Source organism: Pseudochelatococcus sp. B33, assembly GCF_053570585.1.
The window spans coordinates 82,273-103,251 of the sequence record NZ_JBSEFH010000022.1; the positions used below are offsets into that span (position 1 = coordinate 82,273).

General features: G+C 62.3%; 23 protein-coding genes and 1 pseudogene. 9 read left to right on the forward strand and 15 right to left on the reverse strand.

Annotated elements, in window-relative coordinates; genetic code table 11:
* Positions 1 to 110: 110 nt before the first annotated feature.
* On the reverse strand, positions 111 to 674 hold the full coding sequence (locus ACUSIJ_RS22030; protein ID WP_449310582.1) for an arsenate reductase ArsC: 564 nt from the start codon (positions 672 to 674) through the stop codon (positions 111 to 113).
* Between the two features lie 165 nt (positions 675 to 839).
* On the opposite strand from ACUSIJ_RS22030, the gene ACUSIJ_RS22035 reads away from it, so the two are divergent.
* From ACUSIJ_RS22035 to ACUSIJ_RS22050, 4 genes are all read left to right on the forward strand, one after another.
* Positions 840 to 1,208: an ArsR/SmtB family transcription factor gene (locus ACUSIJ_RS22035; protein WP_449310583.1), complete on the forward strand. Its 369-nt coding sequence runs from the start codon at positions 840 to 842 to the stop codon at positions 1,206 to 1,208.
* 118 nt (positions 1,209 to 1,326) lie between these two features.
* Positions 1,327 to 1,650: an ArsR/SmtB family transcription factor gene (locus ACUSIJ_RS22040; RefSeq protein WP_449310584.1), complete on the forward strand. Its 324-nt coding sequence runs from the start codon at positions 1,327 to 1,329 to the stop codon at positions 1,648 to 1,650.
* Between the two features lie 48 nt (positions 1,651 to 1,698).
* Positions 1,699 to 3,096, forward strand: a complete 1,398-nt coding sequence (locus tag ACUSIJ_RS22045) for an NAD(P)-binding domain-containing protein (protein ID WP_449310585.1) — start codon at positions 1,699 to 1,701, stop codon at positions 3,094 to 3,096.
* Positions 3,093 to 4,328 (forward strand): MFS transporter, encoded by a 1,236-nt coding sequence (locus ACUSIJ_RS22050; RefSeq protein WP_449310586.1) that lies wholly within the window; start codon positions 3,093 to 3,095, stop codon positions 4,326 to 4,328. The genes ACUSIJ_RS22045 and ACUSIJ_RS22050 overlap by 4 nt, the downstream gene beginning before the upstream one ends.
* Here the strand turns inward: ACUSIJ_RS22050 and ACUSIJ_RS22055 are convergent.
* Genes ACUSIJ_RS22055 through ACUSIJ_RS22080 form a run of 6 tightly spaced genes read right to left on the reverse strand, consistent with a single transcriptional unit; the run spans position 4,316 to position 8,596 of the window.
* The gene (locus ACUSIJ_RS22055) at positions 4,316 to 5,398 is read right to left on the reverse strand and encodes an ArsO family NAD(P)H-dependent flavin-containing monooxygenase (protein WP_449310587.1); all 1,083 of its coding nucleotides are present in this window, start codon (positions 5,396 to 5,398) and stop codon (positions 4,316 to 4,318) included. The genes ACUSIJ_RS22050 and ACUSIJ_RS22055 overlap by 13 nt on opposite strands.
* Positions 5,395 to 6,150: an arsenical resistance protein ArsH gene (gene arsH, locus ACUSIJ_RS22060; protein ID WP_449310588.1), complete on the reverse strand. Its 756-nt coding sequence runs from the start codon at positions 6,148 to 6,150 to the stop codon at positions 5,395 to 5,397. The genes ACUSIJ_RS22055 and arsH overlap by 4 nt, the downstream gene beginning before the upstream one ends.
* Before the next feature lie 12 nt (positions 6,151 to 6,162).
* Positions 6,163 to 7,248: an ACR3 family arsenite efflux transporter gene (gene arsB / locus ACUSIJ_RS22065; protein WP_183754319.1), complete on the reverse strand. Its 1,086-nt coding sequence runs from the start codon at positions 7,246 to 7,248 to the stop codon at positions 6,163 to 6,165.
* A 19-nt stretch (positions 7,249 to 7,267) separates the two neighbouring features.
* Positions 7,268 to 7,687 carry an arsenate reductase (glutaredoxin) gene (gene arsC / locus ACUSIJ_RS22070; RefSeq protein ID WP_183754317.1) on the reverse strand — a complete coding sequence of 140 codons (420 nt, stop codon included), beginning with the start codon at positions 7,685 to 7,687 and terminating at the stop codon, positions 7,268 to 7,270.
* A gap of 8 nt (positions 7,688 to 7,695) precedes the next feature.
* Positions 7,696 to 8,238: an arsenate reductase ArsC gene (locus ACUSIJ_RS22075; RefSeq protein WP_449310589.1), complete on the reverse strand. Its 543-nt coding sequence runs from the start codon at positions 8,236 to 8,238 to the stop codon at positions 7,696 to 7,698.
* On the reverse strand, positions 8,231 to 8,596 hold the full coding sequence (locus tag ACUSIJ_RS22080) for an ArsR/SmtB family transcription factor (protein WP_449310590.1): 366 nt from the start codon (positions 8,594 to 8,596) through the stop codon (positions 8,231 to 8,233). Before ACUSIJ_RS22080 ends, ACUSIJ_RS22075 begins: the two co-directional genes overlap by 8 nt.
* Before the next feature lie 144 nt (positions 8,597 to 8,740).
* Between ACUSIJ_RS22080 and ACUSIJ_RS22085 the strand changes: the two genes are divergently transcribed.
* From ACUSIJ_RS22085 to ACUSIJ_RS22105, 5 genes and pseudogenes are all read left to right on the forward strand, one after another.
* Complete coding sequence (locus tag ACUSIJ_RS22085; protein WP_449310591.1) at positions 8,741 to 10,282, forward strand: FAD-dependent oxidoreductase; 1,542 nt, start codon at positions 8,741 to 8,743, stop codon at positions 10,280 to 10,282.
* Positions 10,279 to 11,004, forward strand: coding sequence for a helix-turn-helix transcriptional regulator (locus tag ACUSIJ_RS22090; RefSeq protein WP_449310603.1), 726 nt, complete (start codon positions 10,279 to 10,281; stop codon positions 11,002 to 11,004). The genes ACUSIJ_RS22085 and ACUSIJ_RS22090 overlap by 4 nt, the downstream gene beginning before the upstream one ends.
* A 96-nt stretch (positions 11,005 to 11,100) precedes the next feature.
* Positions 11,101 to 11,778, forward strand: a complete 678-nt coding sequence (locus ACUSIJ_RS22095) for an acyl-homoserine-lactone synthase (RefSeq protein WP_183754309.1) — start codon at positions 11,101 to 11,103, stop codon at positions 11,776 to 11,778.
* A gap of 253 nt (positions 11,779 to 12,031) precedes the next feature.
* Positions 12,032 to 12,226 (forward strand): annotated as a pseudogene (locus ACUSIJ_RS22100) (helix-turn-helix domain-containing protein); the annotation flags it as partial.
* A gap of 39 nt (positions 12,227 to 12,265) precedes the next feature.
* Positions 12,266 to 12,949 carry a LysR family substrate-binding domain-containing protein gene (locus ACUSIJ_RS22105; RefSeq protein ID WP_246375052.1) on the forward strand — a complete coding sequence of 228 codons (684 nt, stop codon included), beginning with the start codon at positions 12,266 to 12,268 and terminating at the stop codon, positions 12,947 to 12,949.
* A gap of 59 nt (positions 12,950 to 13,008) precedes the next feature.
* On the opposite strand, the gene ACUSIJ_RS22110 is transcribed toward ACUSIJ_RS22105, so the two are convergent.
* Genes ACUSIJ_RS22110 through trbE form a run of 8 tightly spaced genes read right to left on the reverse strand, consistent with a single transcriptional unit; the run spans position 13,009 to position 20,971 of the window.
* Complete coding sequence (locus tag ACUSIJ_RS22110; protein ID WP_183754304.1) at positions 13,009 to 13,233, reverse strand: DUF2274 domain-containing protein; 225 nt, start codon at positions 13,231 to 13,233, stop codon at positions 13,009 to 13,011.
* 2 nt (positions 13,234 to 13,235) lie between these two features.
* Positions 13,236 to 14,429, reverse strand: a complete 1,194-nt coding sequence (locus ACUSIJ_RS22115) for a TrbI/VirB10 family protein (RefSeq protein ID WP_183754302.1) — start codon at positions 14,427 to 14,429, stop codon at positions 13,236 to 13,238.
* Entirely contained in the window at positions 14,426 to 15,406 is a 981-nt protein-coding gene (gene trbG, locus ACUSIJ_RS22120; RefSeq protein ID WP_449310592.1) for a P-type conjugative transfer protein TrbG, read from the reverse strand. The genes ACUSIJ_RS22115 and trbG overlap by 4 nt, the downstream gene beginning before the upstream one ends.
* On the reverse strand, positions 15,403 to 16,092 hold the full coding sequence (trbF, locus tag ACUSIJ_RS22125; protein ID WP_449310593.1) for a conjugal transfer protein TrbF: 690 nt from the start codon (positions 16,090 to 16,092) through the stop codon (positions 15,403 to 15,405). Before trbF ends, trbG begins: the two co-directional genes overlap by 4 nt.
* Positions 16,089 to 17,447 carry a P-type conjugative transfer protein TrbL gene (gene trbL / locus ACUSIJ_RS22130; RefSeq protein ID WP_449310594.1) on the reverse strand — a complete coding sequence of 453 codons (1,359 nt, stop codon included), beginning with the start codon at positions 17,445 to 17,447 and terminating at the stop codon, positions 16,089 to 16,091. The genes trbF and trbL overlap by 4 nt, the downstream gene beginning before the upstream one ends.
* Before the next feature lie 4 nt (positions 17,448 to 17,451).
* Complete coding sequence (gene trbK-alt / locus ACUSIJ_RS22135) at positions 17,452 to 17,739, reverse strand: putative entry exclusion protein TrbK-alt (protein ID WP_449310595.1); 288 nt, start codon at positions 17,737 to 17,739, stop codon at positions 17,452 to 17,454.
* A gap of 17 nt (positions 17,740 to 17,756) precedes the next feature.
* The gene (gene trbJ, locus ACUSIJ_RS22140; RefSeq protein ID WP_183754294.1) at positions 17,757 to 18,518 is read right to left on the reverse strand and encodes a P-type conjugative transfer protein TrbJ; all 762 of its coding nucleotides are present in this window, start codon (positions 18,516 to 18,518) and stop codon (positions 17,757 to 17,759) included.
* Positions 18,515 to 20,971 carry a conjugal transfer protein TrbE gene (trbE, locus tag ACUSIJ_RS22145; RefSeq protein ID WP_449310596.1) on the reverse strand — a complete coding sequence of 819 codons (2,457 nt, stop codon included), beginning with the start codon at positions 20,969 to 20,971 and terminating at the stop codon, positions 18,515 to 18,517. Before trbE ends, trbJ begins: the two co-directional genes overlap by 4 nt.
* Positions 20,972 to 20,979 lie beyond the last annotated feature (8 nt).

A 20,979-nucleotide genomic window follows, 5' to 3' on the forward strand; every position in this document is an offset into this window, starting at 1 on the left:
TATGTTGCATAACACGACTGGCATAATTTAATAATAAATGCTTATTAATTGCGCAATACATAATCATATAACAACAATAATATCGCTATACTTTGATATATCGACGTAGATTAACCATGAGATCGTCTGTAAATAGTCATGCGAGGATTATCAGCTTTCTCTGCATTTCCTTCAGAGATAGAACGAAGCCGACCAAGCGCGGCAATCCTGTTCGTCAGCGCGAGGCGATCAAGAGTCTCAAGTGGAAAGCTGATGAAAATGGAAATGCGCTGGGCAAGCATCTGATATACTTCACATCGCGCCAACGCTCGCTCGGCGATGTTGCCCTGAGCGAGCGTCGGGTCGGGAATGCTCCAATGGGCGGTGATGGGATTTCCGGGCCAACTCGGGCAAATCTCGCCCGCCGTGCGATCGCAAACCGTAAAAACGAAATCGAGTGCAGGTGCGGTGGACGTTGCAAAACTTGCCCAACTCTTTGTCCGAAGCGGCGCCGTGTCGTGTCCAAGCGAACCGAGGAGCAAGCGCGTGTCCGGATCGATTGCGGCCGCGGGATGGCTCCCGGCGGAGAATACCTCGAACCGATCGTCCATATCGCGGAGGATCGCTTCGGCCATAATGGAACGGCAGGCGTTCTCTCGGCAGAGGAAGAGGGTGCGGAACGGCTGGGACGGCATGGAAGTGGCTCCTCCTGTTGTTCGTTGCCCTCATTTCTACAACCATCGAAATGTCACATGCAACGACATTTCGAGAAATATCGACATTTTTCTTGCACCGATCACCAACTTCCGTTATTCGCGATAGATAGATATTTGCCCGATGCCCACCGAACGGATTGCACGATGACCGAAATCACGACAGACCAGTCACTTGCCATGCTGGCGGCGCTCGCCCAGGAAACCCGGCTCGAGGCGTTCCGGCTGCTGGTCGCCGAAGGACCGGATGGTTTACCGGCTGGCGACGTCGCGCGGATTGTCGGCGTTCCGTCCAACACCATGTCGACGCACCTCGCCATCCTCGAGCGCGCGGGACTGATCGCATCGCAGCGCTCCGGCCGTTCGATCGTCTACAGCGCCCGGCTCGATGCCATGAAGGCGCTGGTCCTCTATCTCGTGCAGGATTGCTGCAAGGGGCAGCCCGGTCTTTGCGGCGAGGTAGCGGCCATGCTCGATCCGACAGCGGCGTGCGCGCGACCGGAAACGCCGCACTGATAGCTGGCCGGACGGCGGGGCCAAAGAAGACCTCCAATCGCGCCGTTCGGACCTATATTTCGAATCACTTCGAAGTATGGCTTGACTCGACGGACGAGCGAGGGTTACTGCTATTTCCATGAATATCGAAACAGCGGCAACGCAACTTGAAGCCCTCGGGAACGTCACGCGCCTGCGCGTCTACCGGACGCTGGTGCGGGCGGGCGACGACGGCCTTCCCGTCGGCAGCCTGCAGGAGCGGATCGGGATCGCCGCGTCGACATTGTCCCACCACCTGCACCGCCTGATCTCGACGGGGCTCGTCACCCAGGAACGGCAGGCAACGACGCTGATCTGCCGCGCGAACTATCCGGCCATGCACGGCCTCGTCGGCTTTCTGGTCGACGAATGCTGCATCGACGCCCGCTGCGCTCCACGAGAAAAGGCCGCCGCGCTCGCCTGAGGCGTTTTTTCTTCGCCAGCTATTTCGATAATCCCGGAAGGATAAAATATGTCCGCGCCCTTTCCTTCTGCATTGCCCATCGCGGTTGTCGGCGCCGGTCCCGTCGGACTTGCGGCGGCCGCCCATCTCGTCGGCCGGGGAATGCCGGTGAGGGTCTACGAGGCCGGTTCAATCGTCGGCGCGAATATCCGCGACTGGGGGCATGTCCGCCTGTTCACGCCGTGGCGGTACTGCGTCGATGCGGAGGCGGTGCGGCTCCTCGCGCGGCACGGCTGGCGGATGCCGGATGGGGAGACGGTGCCGACGGGCCATGAACTCGTCTCCAACTATCTCGAACCTCTGGCGGACGCGCCGGCGCTGTCGGCGGCCATCGAGATACGCACCCGCGTCACCGCGATCGCCCGCCATGGCATCGACAAGGTCGTCAGCCGCGGCCGTGACGGGCGGCCCTTTGTTCTCGTTGTCGAGACACCCGAGGGCGAGCGCCGCGATCTGGCGCGCGCGGTCATCGACGCTTCGGGCACCTGGGCCTCGCCCAATCCCCTCGGCGCCGACGGCATCGCGGCGACGGGCGAGGCCGCGTTCGCGGAACGGATCGCCTATGGCATTCCGGATGTGCTCGGGCGCGACCGGCCGCTTTATGCCGGCCGGACGACGCTGGTCGTCGGTGCCGGGCATTCCGCCGCCAATGTCCTGCTCGATCTCGATCGCCTGTCGAGGGAGGCACCGGAGACGGCGATCGTCTGGGCGACGCGGGGCACGAATCTCGCGCGCGTATTCGGCGGCGGCGCGGCCGATGAACTCCCCTCGCGCGCGGATCTCGGCACCCGTACACGCCGGCTGATCGAGCACGGCCGCATCCGGCTCGTTGCCGGTTTCGCGATCCGGCAGGTGCACGAGGAGGCCGGACGCCTGATCGTCGAGGGGGAGACGGCCGACGGGCCGCAGGCGCTTGGCCCGGTCGACCGCATCGTCGTCTGCACCGGCCAGCGCCCGGACCTGGCCATCACCCGCGAATTGCGCCTCGAACTCGATCCATGGCTGGAGTGCGCGAGAAGGCTCGGCCCCTCCATCGATCCGAACATGCATTCCTGCGGCTCGGTGCCGCCTCACGGCTACCGGGAACTGTCGCATCCCGAGAGCGGCTTCTACACGGTCGGGGTCAAGAGCTACGGGCGGGCGCCGACCTTCCTGCTGCTGACGGGATACGAACAGGCCCGCTCGGTGGCAGCGGCGCTGTCCGGCGACCTTGCGGCGGCGGACGACGTCCGTCTCGTGCTTCCGGAGACCGGCGTCTGCACTACGCAGATTGCCGACGGACCGCCTGTCGCCGATGGACCATCTGGAGCAAGTTGCTGTGGCGGACCGGAAACGGATAGCACACCCCGGATCGTTGAAAACGCCGATACGGCCTGCTGCGCCCGCGATCGTTGCTGTGCAGCATGACGGCCGGCGCGGACATTCCCGTGGCCGTGCCGTCGCGACGCCATGTCATCCCCGTCCTCGGGATGACGCAGATACTGGCCTGGGGCTCGTCCTACTATCTGCTCGCGGTGCTCACCGCGCCCATCGCGGCCGACACCGGCTGGCCGCTTGCGTGGATCGTCGGCGGCCTGTCGCTCGGCCTTCTCACCGCGGGCATCGTATCGCCCCGCGTCGGCGGCAGCATCCAGCGTTTCGGCGGCCGCCCGGTGCTGGCGTTCAGCGCGGCCTGCCTCGGTCTCGGTCTGGCGGGGCTCGGGCTGTCGCCAAACCTGCTCGCCTATATCGCCGCGTGGCTGATCGTCGGCGTCGGCATGGGCGCGGGACTTTACGACGCCGCCTTCGCCACTCTGGGACGTCTTTACGGGATCAAGGCCCGCTCGGCGATTACCGCGCTGACGCTGTTCGGCGGCTTCGCCAGCACGTTGTGCTGGCCGCTGTCGGCCTGGCTGGTGTCCGAGCTTGGCTGGCGGGGCGCCTGCTTCGTCTACGCGGGCATTCACCTTGGCCTGCTGATGCCGCTCTACCTCTTCGCCTTGCCGCGCGAGCCCGAACGCCCCATGCCGGCGAAACCGGAGCAGGCGCAGGCCGCTGCCGGCTTCCCCGACGCCCGGCCTGTCCGCGCATCCGGGTTGCTGTTCATCCTCGTCGCGCTGGTCATCACGGTCAGCTCGATGATCTCGGCGCTGCTCTCGGTCCATCTGCTGACCATCCTGCAGGCCCGGGATATCGCCCTGGCCGCCGCCGTGGCGCTTGGCGCGACGGTCGGTCCCGCGCAGGTGGGGGCGCGCGTGATCGAGATGGCCATCAGCCGCTATCACCATCCCATCTGGACGAAGCTCGCATCGACGGTGTTCGTCGCCGCCGGTGTCGGCGCCCTGTGGGCCGGGCTTCCGCTGATCTCCGCCGCGCTGATCTTCTACGGCGCGGGAATCGGCATCGAGTCGATCGCGCGCGGCACGCTGCCCCTCGCCCTGTTCGGGGAGGAGCGCTATGCCGTCGTCATGGGACGCATCGCCATGCCGAGCCTGATCGCCCAGGCGGCCGCTCCGTCCGTCGGAGCGGTGCTCATCGATCGGTTCGGAGCGGATGCGACGCTTGGTATGTTGCTTGCCGTCGCGCTGACCAATGTCGCGCTGGTCACCGTCCTGTTCGCCATCCTGCCGACATCCGCACGCAGACATCAGCCCGCCTGATACGGCTCCGTCGATATGGCTTCGGCGAGCGCTTGCGCCAGGCGCGGCGTCATCTCTCGTGCCGTCCTTCCCGCCCCCAGGAGCGTGGCCGACGCTGCGCCCGTCCAGTTGCCGTAGCCGGCGAGCCAAAGGCGCGGTTCCTTGACCGCCCGCTGCTCCACGACTTCGATGCGCCCGTCCGGTTCGACGATGCCGAGAGGCTTCAGGTGATCGGTCGCGGGCCGGAATCCCGTGCACCAGATGATCGCATCGACGGCGCTTTCGGTTCCGTCCCTCCAGATGACGCCGCCCGGAATGAGGCGCGTGAACGGGCGCACGGCCTTGAGCACACCGCGTGTCCGGGCCTCCTTCACCGGCGGCACCATGACGATATCGCCGATGGTCGTCGTGGAGGAGGCATCGTCGATGCCGCGCACGCGGGCGCTGGCGCGCTCGAACAGCACGCGCCCGTCGACATCGTCGGGCAGGAAGACGGGTTCCCTGAGCGTCACCCAGGTCGTCTGGGCCACCTCGCTCAGTTCTGCGAGAAGCTGCGCACCGGAGTTCCCTCCGCCCACGATCAGGACGCGCTTCCCAGCAAACGCCGAGGGCGTCCGGTAATGGGCCGAGTGGAGCTGGATGCCTTCGAACAATTCGCGGCCGGGGTAGTCGGGCACGAAAGGCGCGGCCCATGTGCCGGTCGCACTGACCACCGTGCGGGCGGCAAGGCTCCCGCCATCATGGAATCCGATCCGCAGGAAAGCACTGTCCCGCTCGACGGCTTCCACGGTACGGGGCCGATCGATCGGGAAATCATAACGCGCCTCGTAGCGCGTAAGGTACGAGATCACTTCATCGCGGGTCGGATATCCTTCCGTTGCGCCCGGCGGAAAGGGCCAGCCCGGCAGTGAACTGTAGGCTGCGGGCGAAAACAGGCGCAGCGAGTCCCAAGTATGGATCCATGCGCCGCCCGGCCCGTCACCCGCATCGACAATCAGGAAATCCAGTCCGAGCCGGCGAAGATAGTAGGCAACGGCAAGACCCGCCTGACCACCTCCGACGACGATCACCTCGTGATCCGGCTTTGTCATGCTGACTTCTTCTGCGATGCGATGGCGATGGACGACAGGTCGGTTCCGGTGTCTATCGGCTTGCCAGCTTCCTTGCGTTCGGAATAGCGATCGACGAGTTCGCCGGCGTGCGGCCGCAGAAGGATGGTGAAACGGACGAGTTCCTCCATCACGTCGACGATGCGATCGTAGTAGCTCGACGGCCTCATGCGGCCATTGTCGTCGAACTCCTGAAACGCCTTGGCAATGCTCGATTGGTTGGGAATGGTGAACATGCGCATCCAACGCCCCAGCAGACGCAGCGCATTGACCGCGTTGAAGCTCTGGGAGCCTCCCGACACCTGCATCAACGCAAGCGTTCGCCCCTGGGTCGGTCGAATCCCTCCCATGCTGAGCGGCAGGTGATCGATCTGCGCCTTCATCAATCCGGTCATCTGGCCATGACGTTCGGGACTGCACCAGACCATGCCTTCCGACCAGATCGCGTGCTCGCGCAGCTCCTTGATGGCCGGATGGTCGTCGTCGGCAACCTGGTCGGGAAAGGGCAGATCGCCAGGATCGAAGATGCGAGTCTCCGCCCTGAAGAACGCGAGAAGCCGAGCCGCCTCTTCCGTTGCCAGCCGCGAATAGGAGCGCGGACGCAGCGAACCGTAGAGCAGGAGGATACGCGGCTTGCTATCGCCCGGACCCAGACCGATGCCCGGACGACGATGCGCGAAGCGGCGATCGAGAGCAGGCAGATGGTCGGGTTCGGACAACGTACGCAAACGCATGATTCTCTCTTTCTATTGTTTCACAGCCGCGACGGGCGCCGGTGCGGTCGTCGGAAACAATCGTTCCCCAAGCCGCAGCGCCACATGGACCAGCAGGATCAGCACCGGCACCTCGACCAGCGGACCGATCACCGCGGCGAAGGCAACCGGCGATGCGAGCCCGAAGGCCGCGATCGCCACCGCGATCGCCAGCTCGAAATTGTTGCCGGCGGCGGTGAAGGCGATCGCCGTGGTGCGGGGATAATCGGCTTCGATCAGCTTGCCCATGAAGAAGCTGATCAGGAACTGGACGATGAAGTAGATCGTCAGCGGGATCGCGATGATGACAGCGTCGAGCGGCAGGCGCACCACATCGCCGCCCTTGAGGCTGAACATCGCGACGATGGTGAAAAGCAGCGCCGCCAGCGTGATCGGGCTGATTTTCGGCAGGAAGACGTTCTCATACCAGTCGGCGCCCTTTTTCGCGACCAGGATACGGCGGGTCAGGAATCCGGCCAGAAACGGAATGCCGAGATAGATCAGCACCGCTTCAGTGATCGTCCAGAATCCGACATCGACGACGCTGCCTTCAAGTCCGAACAGCGGTGGCAGCACGGTGAGAAATATCCAGGCATAGGTCGAGAAGAACAGGATCTGGAAGATCGAGTTGAAGGCGACGAGACCGGCGACATACTGGTTGTCGCCCTTGGCGAGCTGATTCCAGACCAGCACCATGGCGATGCAGCGCGCGAGGCCAATCAGGATGAGGCCGGTCATGTACTCCGGATGGTCGCGCAGGAAGATGACGGCGAGCGCGAACATCAGCGTGGGGCCGATGATCCAGTTCTGCACCAGCGAGAGCGCGAGCACGCGCTTGTCGGCAAAGACGCGATGAAGTTCCTCGTACTTCACCTTGGCGAGCGGCGGATACATCATCAGGATCAGCCCGATGGCGATCGGGATGTTCGTGGAACCGACCGACAGCGCGTTGAGCTCATCGGGCAGGCCGGTGAAGACGGTGCCGAGAATGACGCCGAGCGCCATCGCGGCGAAGATCCAGACCGTCAGGTAGCGGTCGAGAAAGGACAGCCGCGAGGCCGGCCGAACAGTGGTTTCCATGGGGGAAGCTCCTGGCACGTCAGACGAGCCTGTTGCCGAGTGCGTCGACAACCTTCTCGCCGTCCTCTTTGGTGAACGCGCCGCGTTGCGGGGGAAGCAGGTCGAGCACCGCTTCCGAAGGGCGGCAGAGCCGCACGCCCTGCGGGCTGACGACGATCGGACGATTGATGAGGATCGGATGCTTTTCGATCGCATCGAGCAGTTGGTCGTCGCTCAGCGCCGGGTCATCGAGGCCCAGTTCCGCATAGGGCGTGCCTTTCTCCCGCAGGATATCGCGCACCGTCAGCCCCATGCGCGCGATGAGCTGGACGAGCAGCGCGCGCGACGGCGGCGTCTTCAGGTACTCGATCACATGGGGCTCGATGCCTGCATTGCGGATCATGGCAAGCGTGTTGCGCGAGGTGCCGCAGTCGGGGTTGTGGTAGATGATCACGTCCATGGCTGACCTCATGCGATATCAGGGCGGAAATCGGTCGCACCTTCGATGCGACCGATTTCCGTCACTTTGGCCTTGAGCGATGTGCGGTCGAGACTCTCGATCGGCAGTGCGGCAAAAATGGAGATCCGGTTCTTCAGATAGCGAAGCGCCGTCACGAAAGCGGTCCGCTTCTCGATGTCGGTTCCCTCAACTGCAACCGGATCCTCGATGCCCCAATGGGCGGTCATCGGCTGTCCGGGCCAGACGGGGCAGACTTCGCCGGCAGCGTTGTCACAGACCGTGAATACGAAATCCATCACCGGAGCGTCGGGCTGACCAAACTCGTCCCAACTCTTCGAATGCAATCCCTCGGTCGGGTACTCGAAGCTCTCCAGCGTCTCCAACGTCAAGGGATGCACGTCGCCTCTTGGATGACTGCCCGCCGAGAAGGCATGGAAACGGCCTTCGCCATCCTTGTTCAGGATGCTTTCGGCGAAGATGGAACGGGCGGAATTGCCGGTGCAAAGAAAGAGAACGTTGAATACACGGACTTGCAAGGACGGCTCAAGCATGGGCGTTTTCCCCAGTAGTTGAAAGGCAGCAGGAGGACAGGGCCGAGATGGCTGGCGTACACACCTCCGGATGGCCCTGGCAGCAATCGCGCATGAGAAACTGGATGAGGCTGGAAAGCGCCGGATAGACGGCGCTGTAGATGATCAGCCGCCCCTCCCGGCGAGACCGGGCGAGACCGGCATGTTCGAGGTGGCTGAGGTGAAACGACAGGCGCGAGGAGGACGCGCCTCCCAGCGCCTCGCCGATGGCCCCTGCGGGCATACCCTCGGGACCGGCAGCCACTAGCAACCGGACGATACGCAGCCGCGTCTCCTGCGAAAGGGCGCCGAAAGCATCGAGGGCTTGCTTTTCTTCCATTGTTCCACGCCTCAATTAATGTTGAGATATTGGGTAGCAAACGCGCGGGATCGAAGCAAGGGAAATCCCTTCGGTAAGTGCATGAGAAGCGATTCGTAGCGGAAGTTTTACCTGTTGGCGGTGGGGAGCGGGGCGCGCTGCATCATGGCTACAGCAACCGAAATGAACGGCAATCAGGTCGATGCAAAAAGCCAGATTATTTCTGGAAATCCAGATTTCCAGAAAAATGGCAATTTGTTATGTTATTGTCGTCATTCGCGAGCAGGAGTCTCCCGCAGCCACGAAATCGGAATGCAGCAGCAAATCGGAACCTCTGACGGAGTTATCATGCCTCGACTCTTCATTATCGGCGGAAGCGATGCCGGCATTAGCGCCGCCCTTCGAGCACGCGAACTCGCTCCAGATTGGCATGTCACAATTGCCACTGCAGACCGTTATCCGAACTTCAGCATTTGTGGCATCCCGTACTTCCTCAGCGGTGAGGTGGGAGAAGCTACCAACCTTGCTCACCGCAAGGCTGCCGACATCGAAGCGCTCGGCGTCGAGCTGCTGCTGGACCATGCGGTGGAAGGCATCGATCCTGCCAGTCATCAGGTGACGACCAGGGACAGCAGCGGACGCATAGTCGAACACCGTTATGACAAGCTTGTCATCGGCACAGGAGCGACATCGATACGGCCGCCGCTTCCCGGCCTTGATCTGCCGGGAGTTTTCCTGCTGCGATGGATGGACGACACTTTCGCCTTCGAGAAGCACCTGGAGGAAGCCAAGCCGCGGAGCATCGCCATTATCGGCGGAGGCTATATTGGGCTTGAAATGTCCGAGGCGCTTACGCGGCGCGGCATTGACGTCACGGTGGTGGAAATGGCGCCGAGCGTCATGACGACAATCGACTCCGACCTGGGACAGAAGGTCGGTGACGAACTTCGGCGCAACGGAATTCATATCGCCGCCGGTCAGGCGATCTCGTCGATTTCGCGGGATGGCACGGGACTGCGCCTGGATGGCCCGAACGGCTTCTCGCTGCCGACGGACATGGTTCTTGTCGCTGTCGGCGCCCGACCCGAAACGCGGCTTGCGGAGGCAGCAGGCGTCACCCTTGGCTTCAAGAGGGCGCTGCAGGTTAACCGGCGGATGGAAACCAATATCCCCGACATCTACGCGGCCGGTGACTGCGTCGAGACGTGGCATCGGATTACCCGGGAGAACGCCTATCTGCCTCTTGGAACGACCGCACACAAACAGGGAAGGATTGCCGGCGAGAACGCCGTGGGCGGCGACCGGCAATTCGAGGGCAGTCTCGGCACCCAATCGGTTCGCCTGTTCGAGTACGTCGTTGCACGCACCGGCTTCCACGACTGGGACGCGGCAAATGCCGGATTCGACCCGCTTTCCATCGATTCCGTCGTATGGGACCACAAGGTCTACTACCCCGGCGCCAGGGAGATGACGATCCGGGTGACGGGCGACCGTGCCACCCAGCGCCTGCTCGGAGCGCAGATCATCGGACACTATGGGACCGAGGTTTCCAAGCGAGTCGACATATTTGCGGCCGCCATTCATCACGGGATGAGCGTCGAGGCGGCAAGCGATCTTGACCTCAGCTACACCCCGCCATTGAGCAGCCCGTGGGACCCAGTTCAGATGGCAACCCAAGCATGGAGTGCCGCCCTTCGCAGCGGATGAAAATGACACGTCGTCAAAGTCTTTTTGAGCAGGCGTATTACGCAACCGAAGCTGCCTCGACCGTTGGAGAGGCAATTGTAAGCCTGTCAAAAATCTACAACATCGATTTTGTAACATATCACTTCGCCCAGACCATTATCGATTCAGTAGACTCCCCGTTCGTCCGGACCAATTATCCTGATGAATGGGTTTCACGTTACTTGTTGAATGGGTATGTCAAGGTTGATCCAATTGTAAAGGAGGGATTTTTACGACAATTACCGTTCCACTGGCCCGAAATCGAAATTCCACCTGACGCCTATGAATTTTTTCAAGATGCACAACGTCACGGAATCGGAGAGAATGGATTTTCAATACCTATTGTTGATAAAGTACGACGTCGCGCCTTGCTATCGATGAATAGTATGAAGGCGCCATCCATCTGGAACAGAACAGTAAATCGCCATAAGGAAGAATGGGTAGAGCTTGCATTACTCGTTCACCAGAAGGCCGTCCTTGAGCTGTATGGTGAACGAGATCCTGCACCGTCTTTGAGCCCGCGCGAACTGGAATGCCTTCATTGGACAGCACTTGGCAAAGGATACAAGGAAATCGCGCTCATACTTGGCATATCCGATCATACAGCGCGGAGTTACCTGAAATCAGCACGAATAAAGCTTGGATGCGTGACAATTTCATCTGCCGCGACGCTCGCATTGCATCTGCGCCTCATTACTTTGTGATCCTATACCCTCATATGAGGGTACTCATATGAGGGAATTTCATCGCGAACTTTCATACTGCATTGTTTATCCACCAATCACCGGTTGGAGGATATGATGTTTATTGTCATCCAGAAGAATGAATACAATAAATACGCCCACCTTATCGATCAATCATTCCGTCTTAGAAAAAGGATATTTGTCGATCAACTGAGATGGAAAGTGGAGGTTACAGGTCCATACGAGCGCGACAGTTACGATAATCTTGGGCCTGCCTATCTCATTTGGTGCGACGAACAAGCCGATCATCTCTACGGTAGCGTGCGCCTGTTACCGACGACCGGTCCGACTCTTCTATATGACGTATTTCGGTCGACCTTCCCTGACATCTCCCTTATCGGACCCGGGATCTGGGAAGGGACAAGAATGTGTGTTGATGAAACTGCAATTCTCGCCGATTTTCCGGACCTCGATCCGAGACGCGCTTTCAGCATGCTACTTCTGGCGCTATGTGAGTGTGCACTTCATTACGGAATACATACCCTAATTTCGAACTACGAGCCCCACATGCGGAGAATCTACCGACGCGCGGGCCTCAAGTTCGATGAGATCGGGCATGCGAACGGTTTCGGCCGTTTTCCGGTGTGTTGCGGCGTATTCGAAGTGTCAGCAGCAACAAGGCATCGGATGAGGCAAGCGCTCAAGCTTTCAGATTCGCTCTACGCACCCCAGCCGGTCATCCGCAGTTACAATGCCGGTCAAAGCTCGCTGGCAATGCACGACGAGCTGACTTAGGCGCTGACCCATTTCGGGGGGCGTGCAATAACTTGTCAAGCGGGCGGTGTCGTATATCCCCTGACAGCCAGCCGTTGATACTGAGGTCGTAAAAGGACAGCAGTTGCACGCGATCGTTTGTTTCTCGAAAGGGCTGAATCGTTCTCCAAACGAATTGAGTATCGAATCAGCTCAACAGTTCGTTCTCGAGAGCTATGTTTCGCGAGCCTCGAACGCCCGCTTGCATGGCCATCCACTATTGTAGAGGCTGAAGATGTGGACGAAGCACTCGGACATCGAAGTACGTCATCTCCGATATGTTATCGCGGCAGCCGAACATGGAAGCTTTCGGCTGGCTGCCGCAGCCATAGGTGTGCAAGTGTCAGCAGTGAGCCGACGCATTCGGGATGTAGAGGATAACATTGGTGCTGCGCTATTCATCAGGCAGTCGAATGGGGTACGTCTGACATACGCCGGTGAGCTTTTCCTACAACGGGCGAGGCGCGCCATGAAGCATATCAAATCTGCGGGAAAAGATGTCGCGTCTGCAGGCCAGGGAGATGAAGGAAGGATACACGTTGGAATTTCAGTGTCCCTTGCTTCAAATTTTATGACAAGCTTAATCGAAAATTATACTAATAGTCATCCGAAAGTGCGCCTTGAGTTCATTGAAGGCACTCCGTTAGAGCACATCCAAGCCATACGCACACATCAGTTGGATGTCGCATTTCTTACTGGATCACCGCATGTCAGCGGCTGCGAGACTAGGCAGCTATGGAGCGAACAGGTTTTTGTTGCAATGCCCGAGGATGACAACCTAGCTGTGCATGAAAGCATCACTTGGAGAGAACTGCAAGGGCGGCGGTTTGTAGTTTGCGAGACGTGGCCAGGCCCTGAAATTCATGATTTTCTAATAAAACACCTGTCGGAACCGGGGCATCAACCATCAGTTAAGGTGCAGGCGGTTTATCGAGACAACCTCATGCAAATGGTCGCTAGTGGTGGAAATCTGACTCTGGTCAGCGAGGCGGCTACCGCAATGCTTTTTCCGGGCGTGCTATATCGCCAACTTGCAAGCGAGACGGTTCCGTTTTGCACAGTATGGTCGCCGACAAACGACAATCCCGCATGCCGGCGCCTTCTCAGCCTTGCCCGCACTCTCTCAGACGAACAGATTGCCACTGGTAAGTAGCTCCTACCTCGGCCGTGCTAGTATTCTTGTATCATGATGCGCAGGATATTGCAGGATCTCTATTCAGAGGATCGTTTCGCCCTGCTGAATCCCTTGTCAGTGGCCATGAACTGCTGAAGCATTGGGACGATGAGCTTCGCCGGATCATACGGCGCAACCTCACCGGCGTTTCGGGCGAGAATTTCGGCATACACTACAAGGTCTCGATGGAGTGATGCGGGCAACTCCACCGTGACCTTCACGGGTTTGTCGTCGGCGAGGGGACCAAGTTTCAGTTTCGCCATGATCAGCCCCTGTAGGGTTCGAGGACAAGATCGCGGGTAACGACCACGCGGACGGGGAAGCCGGGCCTGATCGTCAGCGTCGGCGCGACATTGAGTTGGCGGCGGACGATTTCCTGACCGGCATCGTTGATCGTGTCCTGTGCGCCGTTACGTATGGCTCGAAGCAGCCTGTCATCGTCGTCGACGGCCAGTTCCGTCCCGACCGCGAGCAGGGTCGAAAGACCGGCGGCCTTGGCGATGTCCCACCAATGGTAATCGACGCCATCCTCAAGCCCCGCGTAGCCCTGCGTGTCGGCGCCGGGCTGGCGTTCCAGCACGATGGAGCGGCCGTTGGGCAGGATGATCCGGTTCCAGACGAGCAGGACGCGGCGCTGCCCGAAGCCGACGTCGTTGCTGTATTCGCCGATCAGGCGAGCGCCCTGGGGCACGAGCAGGATATTGCCGGTCGGGCTATCGTAGATGTTTTCGGTTATCTGGGCGGTGATCTGGCCGGGAAGATCGGAGCGGATGCCGGTGATGAGCGCGGCTGGGATGACTGAACCTGCCTGAAGCACATAGGGCGATGCCGGGGGGGCGACGCGATCGGGGGCGACCGTGCGTCGATCGACAGCCGCATTGAGGAAGGCCAATTGCCGATCCTGCGCGGTGGGTATTCCGGTCTGGCCGGCAAGGCCGAGTCCGGCGAAGCTCGGGTTCGCACCGCCGGCGAGCGTGCCGGTGGCCGCACCTGGACGGGCCTCGGTCTGGAAGAAGACACGGCTCAGGCGTGCGGCCTCTTCCTCGGCAAGCCGCCGCTGTTCCGCCTGATCGACGGCGGGGGTCGTCATGGGTGGCGGAGCGACGGGCTGGCCCCGGTTCTGTGCGTCGAGGATCGGCCCGCCCAGGTCTCCCGGCAGCGGCGGCCCGAGCACAGGGCCGGTATAATCGCGCGGCAGGCCGGCAAGACCATCGGCCGTTGGCCTATTCTCTGTGGAATAGAGTTCCTCGCCGCCGGCTCCGGGATCGCGGGTCTGGAGAGCATAGATCAGCGCTCCGCCGATGCCGAGGCCGGCGACGACGCCAAGGCCGGCCAGCACCTTGCGCGACAGGCGGGTGACGCGCGGCGCTTCGGCGCGCAGGCGCATGGCGGAGGCTGAATCGCTTGCGGCGCCGGTCAGCGGCACGCTGTCTTCTGGCGTGTTCTCGGTATCGCTCATGACGCGGGCCTCCCGTCGGTGCGCACGATCCTGACGGTCTGCTGGCGCTCGCCACTGCCGAGGCGCAGCTCAGCGGCCGCGAAGATGCGATCGACGATCAGGATATTCTGGTGGATACGGCTGTTGACGATCTGCGCCTCGCCCTCCGGGCCGAGGACGAACAGGGGCGGAAGCTCCCCCTGCGCGATGCCGCGCGGGAAAACGATATAGACTCGGCGGCCGTCGTCATAGACCGCGACCGGCCGCCAGGGCGGCGTGGCGCCCGTGAGGTTGTAGCGGTAGTTACGCGCCGCGGCGGCTGGAATGATCGGGGTGGCGGGCGCTGCCTGACGCTGGGACGCGGGAGGCGTCGGGTAGGCCCAGGCGATGGCCGGCATGTAGGGGTTCTCGCCCGAGCGCAGCTCGATCATGTAGGTGCGCCGGTCAGTAGTGATAACCAGATTGGTCGAGATGTCGGCGCGCGTCGGTTTGACCAGCACATGCACGCGACGGGTCACGCCCGAACCGCTCTCGGTGTCGCCGATGATCCAGCGAGCGGTGTCGCCGGCCGCGATCGGGCCGGCACCGGTCAGGTTTTCCCCCGGCTCAAGCGCGATATTGGTGATCTGGCCGGGCGCCGCATAGACCTGATACAGTGCGCCTTCGCTCCACGGGTAGATCTGAATGGAATTGTAATAACCCTCGCGGCGCGGCTCGACACGGGCGGCGGCATTAGCGTTGGTGACGCGGCCGGCCGGGGTGCTTGCGGCATTGCCGCCCCGGCTCGGCGTCCAGGCGGGCGGAACATGCAAGGGGCGCGGCCGCTCGTCGGTGACGGCGGCGGGCACGGCCGGCAAAGGTAGCACGTCCGCGTCGTAGCTGATCTGCGGCGGCTTGTAGGTCGCGCAACCGGCCAGCATGGATGCGGAAAGAAGGACAACCGCGATCGCGGATTTGCGTAAAGCCGGAAATGCGGATTGGCGGAACATCGCGCTCATTGGCCCAACTCCCGCGACCAGTTGATGGCGTTGACGTAGATTCCCAAGGGATTCGTCCGGAGCCGCTCGGTATCGCGCGGGGTCTGGATCACGATGGTCAGGATCGCGGTCCAGCGCTCGGTTCGGGAGAGCTGGCCGTTCTCGTAATGGCGTTCCGTCCAGGCGATCCTGAACGAATCCGGCGAGGCGCGGATGACGCTGGAGACCTCGACGGCAACCTGCTGGCGACCGACCTTCGTGAACGGATCGTTGGCGCGGGCATAGTCGTTGAGCGCTGCCGCCCCGCGATCCGTGGTCCATTCATAGGCCCGGAGCCAGTTCTGGCGGACGATGATGGCGTCGGCCGGGATGGCGCGGACCTGCTCGATGAAGCGGCCGAGATGCCAGGCGATCTGCGGATCGGTCGGGCGGTAGTCGGCCGTGGCGGGGGCGACGGTCTGCGCCTGGCCGAGCCGATCGACCTGAACCACCCAGGGCACGACAGTCCCGTGCGCCGACTGCGAGACAAGGGCTGCGGCGAAGCCGGCGGACAGGATCAGGCTGCCGAAGGCCATGTATCGCCAGTTGCGGGCCTGAACCCGCGCCGATCCGATGCGGTCGTCCCAAGCCTGTGCTGCACGCTGATAAGGTGTTTCCGGTTCAGGTGTCTTGCCGTAATGCGCGGCGGGTCGTTTGAAGAAGCTCATGAGCGGTCGCTTTCGGAGAGATTGACGGAGGAGCCGGAGCCATGGCTGTCGCCGGAACGGACGGCATGGGCGGCAGAGCTGACGCCGTGGCTGATCGCCTGACTGCGCCGCATACGTTGCGCCCAGGCGGGCGGGCCATCAGCGGGCGCCGGGGAAGCAGGGGATGCACCGGCTGCGCCGGCGACGGTGCCCATGGTCGAGGTGCCGCCCGTCGCGCTGAACCCTGCCTTCGCGCCATCGGAGAAGCTGGATTTGACACTTTCCGCGGCACGGCTTGCTGCGCGCTTCAGGGGCGAGACGGCCGCCGATCCGGCCGCGCGCGCAACGCCGCCGAGACCGGAGGCGACACCGGCTGCACCGGATTGGCCCATGGAACCGAGACTGTAGGCGGTCGACGTCGCACCGGCGGCAGCCGCACCGCCCCGGACGGCCGCAGCTCCACCGGAGAGTGCGGCCGCTCCACCTTTTGCGGCGAGCATGGTTGCGCCACCGGCCGCGACGGCCGCCCCGCCGACCGCAAGGCCGGTGCCGACGGCCGCGCCAGCGCCAAGCTGAGGGCCTCCGGAAACGATGCCGTTCGCAATTCCCGGCCCGAATATTCCCAATCCGACCAGCGACAGGGCGGCCAGCACGATCGCCATGGCGTCGTCAATGGTCGGCGTCGCGCCACCGGAGCCAGCGGTGAACTGCGAAAACAGTGTCGAGCCGATTCCTATGATTACGGCCAGCACCAGAACCTTGATGCCCGAGGAGATCACGTTCCCCAAGACTCTTTCGGCCATGAAAGCCGTTTTCCCGAAGAGGCCAAACGGAATCAACACGAATCCGGCGAGAGTGGTGAGCTTGAACTCAATTAAACTGACAAATAGTTGGATCGCCAGAATAAAGAAGGCCAACAAGACCAAGGCCCAGGCGAATAACAAGCAAGCGATCTGGATGAAATTCTCGAAGAACGCGATCCATCCCATCAAATCGCTGATGGATTCCAGCAGTGGCCGTCCGGCGTCGAGGCCGACCTGCGCCACCTTTCCGGGGCGCATGAGGTCAGCGACCGAGAAGCTGGTGCCCGAGCCTTTGAGGCCAAGGCTGGCGAAGCTCTCGAAGACGATGCGGGCGAGATTCGACCAGTTGCCGATGATGTAGGCGAACATGCCGACGAACAGGGTTTTCTTCACCAGCCGGGCGATGATATCGTCATCCGCGCCCCAGGCCCAGAACAACGAGGCTAAGGTGACGTCGACGACGATCAGGGTGGTGGCGATGAAGGCGACTTCTCCGCCAAGCAGGCCGAAGCCGGAGTCTATGTAGGATGTGAAAACCCCGAGAAACGAGTCGATTACGCCGGTGCCGCCCATCGGATCACTGTCCTTCCGCGGTCTGTGGTGCGGCGGGTGCAGAGGCCCGGCCGAGGAAGCGGTCGCGGCTCTCGGCCCAGACGCGCAGGCATTCGGGGTCGCTTGCGGCCGCTTCGCCGAGACGCTGGCACCGACGCTGCTTCTCGCGCAGTGGATCGCGCGATGGTTCGGCGGAAACGGCCGAGCGGGACGTCGGCGGCTCCTCCGTGCGGGTCATCTCGATCGCTGTGGCGGTGATGGCGATGGCGACGAACACGACCGCCGCGAGCCGGGCCAGCATCTTGCCGTCCATAGGCGCCCCTCCGTCGGTCAATTGCCGTTGTTGAACATCTGCGCATTGCCTGGCTGATACCCGCTGCCCGGCGTTAGGAAGCGGCGGCGCTGCTCGCGGCCCTGTTCGGCGGCGGCGGTGCGTTCGGCCTCGGTGAGCGCTTCGGCGCGGCCATTGGCCGAAATCAGCGCGATCAGGTCGGAAAGCTGTTGCGCCTGAAGGGCCAACAATTGATTGCCGGCCTGAGTGGCTTGCAGCGCTCCGGTTGCGCCCTGGCTCTGGCCGACGAGCGCATACATCTCGGCGCGGTTGGTCTCGATGTTGCCCACGACGCCGGCCTGAACGCGGAGAGCGTCTCGAAGGCCGCCGACCGTGTTCTGCCAGCGCGAGCGGGCGTCGGCGACGAGCTGCTGTTGGCTCGTCGTCAGCGAGACGTTGCCATATTGCTGCTGGAACGCCTGGTCGATCTGCTGGACGTCGAAGGCGATATTCTGCGCCTGCTGCAGAAGCTGCTGTGTGCGCTGAACGGACTGCTGGAGCTGCTGGAGCGAGGAATATGGCAGGCTCGCCAGATTGCGGGCCTGGTTGATGAGCGATTGCGCCTCGTTCTGAAGCGACTGGATTTGGTTGTTGATCTGCTCCAGCGATCTCGCGGCCGACAGGACATTCTCGATGTAATTCCTCGGATCGAACACGATCCAGGCAGCGGAAGCCGGCGGCGCCAGAACCAGCGAAGCCGGGCCTGAGAGGGCAAGAAAAGATGCGGCAAGCAAGGCCGCGCGGGAATGACGGGTTTTCATGATGAAGCCTCCTTGTCGGGCTGGGGGATGAGATTTGCGAGGTCGGGAATGAGGTCCGCGGCCCAGTCGACGCCGCGCAGGCGAAGCCAGGCGGCTAGGAAGCCGTCCCGGCCGTGCTCGGCGAAGACGCGGGCGATGGCGGACTGGTCGGATTTCGAGGAGGCGGCCGTGAGCGCCAGCCCGACTTCGGACAGGCCCAGCTCGAACAGACGATTCCCGCTGCGGCTCTGGCAGTAGTAGTCTTTCTTCGGCGCGGCCCGCGCGAGGATCTCGATCTGCCGCGCGTTCAAGCCAAATCGCTGATAGATGGCGGTGATCTGCGGTTCGACGGCACGCTCGTTCGGAAGAAGAAGCCGTGTCAGGCAACTTTCGATGATCGCGGGGGCGATGGCAGAATTGTCGATGTCGGACAGCGACTGCGTGGCGAAGATGACCGATGCATTCTTCTTGCGCAGGGTTTTCAGCCATTCCCGCAACTGTCCGGAAAAGGCTTCGTCGTCCAGCGCCAACCAGCCCTCATCGATGATGAGCAAGGTCGGCGAGCCGTCGAGCCGGTTGCCGATGCGGTGGAACAGATAGGACAGGACGGCCGGCGCGGCGCCTGTGCCGACTAGCCCCTCGATCTCGAACGCCTGCACCGACGCACTGCCGAGGTGTTCGGTTTCGGCATCGAGCAGGCGGCCGTAGGGACCGCCGACGCAATACGGGCGCAAGGCTTGTTTCAGGTCGTTCGATTGCAGCAGCACCGTCAGGCCGGTGATGGTGCGTTCCTCGACCGGTGCCGAAGCGAGAGAGGTCAGCGCCGTCCAGATATGTTCCTTGACATCCGGCGTGATCGCGATGTTCTCGCGGGTCAGGATGGAGACGATCCAGTCGGCCGCCCAAGCGCGTTCCGGCACATCATGGATGCGCGCAAGCGGCTGGAGCGAAACGGAAAAGGCGTCTCCCTCGGTGAGATCACCTCCAAGATCATGCCAGTCGCCGCCCATGGCGAGGGCTGCGGCCCGGATCGAGCCCCCGAAATCGAAAGCGAAAACCTGGCTCCGCTCATAGCGCCTGAACTGGAGCGCCATGCAGGCGAGCAACACACTTTTGCCCGATCCGGTCGGGCCGACAACAAGCGTATGCCCGACATCGCCGACGTGAATGGAAAGCCGGAACGGGGTGCTTCCTTCGGTCTTGCCAAAGAGCAAGGGCGGCGCACCGAGATGGCTGTCCCGTTCCGGCCCCGCCCACACGGCACTGAGGGGGATCATGTGGGCGAGATTGAGCGTCGAGATCGGTGGCTGACGGACATTGGCGTAAACATGCCCCGGCAGTGAGCCGAGCCAGGCATCGACCGCATTGATGGTTTCCGGCATCGCCGTGAAATCGCGGCTCTGAACTGTCTTTTCGACAAGGCGGAGCTTTTCGTCTGCCAGACGGGGATCGGTGTCCCAGACGGCGATTGTCGCCGTGACATAGGCCATGCCGGCATAGTCGGCGCCGAGTTCCTGAAGCGCGATGTCCGCATCGGCCGCCTTGTTCGCGGCATCGGTATCCACGAGGACGGACGCCTCGTTGGTCATCACTTCTTTTAAGATGGCGGCGATCGACTTGCGTTTCGCAAACCACTGGCGACGGATGCGGGTGAGCAGCCGGATGGCGTCGGTCTTGTCCAGCAGGATCGCGCGCGTCGACCAGCGATAGGGAAAGGCGAGCTTGTTCAGCTCATCGAGGATGCCGGGCGTGGTTGCGGTCGGAAAACCGACAATCGTGAGAATGCGCAGATGCGTGTTGCCGAGGCGCGGCTCCAGCCCGCCAGTCAGAGACTGATCGGCCAGGAGGGCATCGAGATACATCGGCGTCTCGGGAACGCGGACGCGGTGCCGGTTGGTAGAAATGGTTGAGTGTAGGTAGGTCAGCGTCTCGCTATCGTCGAGCCAGTGGCATTCCGGCATGAAGCCGTCGAGCAGCGCCAGCACGCGATCGGTGCGATCCGTGAAGCCGCGCAGGGCCTCGAACGGATCGACGCCGCCTTGCTCGCGGCCCTCGTAGAGCCAGCTTTCGGCGCGGGCAGCATCTTCGGCTGGTGGCAGCCAGGCGAAGGTCAGGAAGTAGCTGGATATATAGTGCGTGCCGGCTTCCTCGAAATCGGCCTTCCTCTCTGCATCGACCAGCGCCGACGCGGCATCGGGAAAACGACTGTCCGGGTAGCTCGCGGCCTCGTAGCGCTGCGCCTCGACAAAGAGGCTCCAGCCGGAACCGAGACGGCGGACGGCATTGTTGATGCGGCCGGCCGTGCCGACCAACTCGGCGGCGACGGCGCTGTCGAGATCAGGCCCGCGGAACCGCGCGGTGCGCTGGAAGCTGCCGTCCTTGTTCAGAACAACGCCCCCGCCGACCAGCGCGGCCCAAGGCAGATAGTCGGCCAGCCGTGCGTTGCGATTGCGGTATTCGGCAAGGTTCATCATCGACAGAC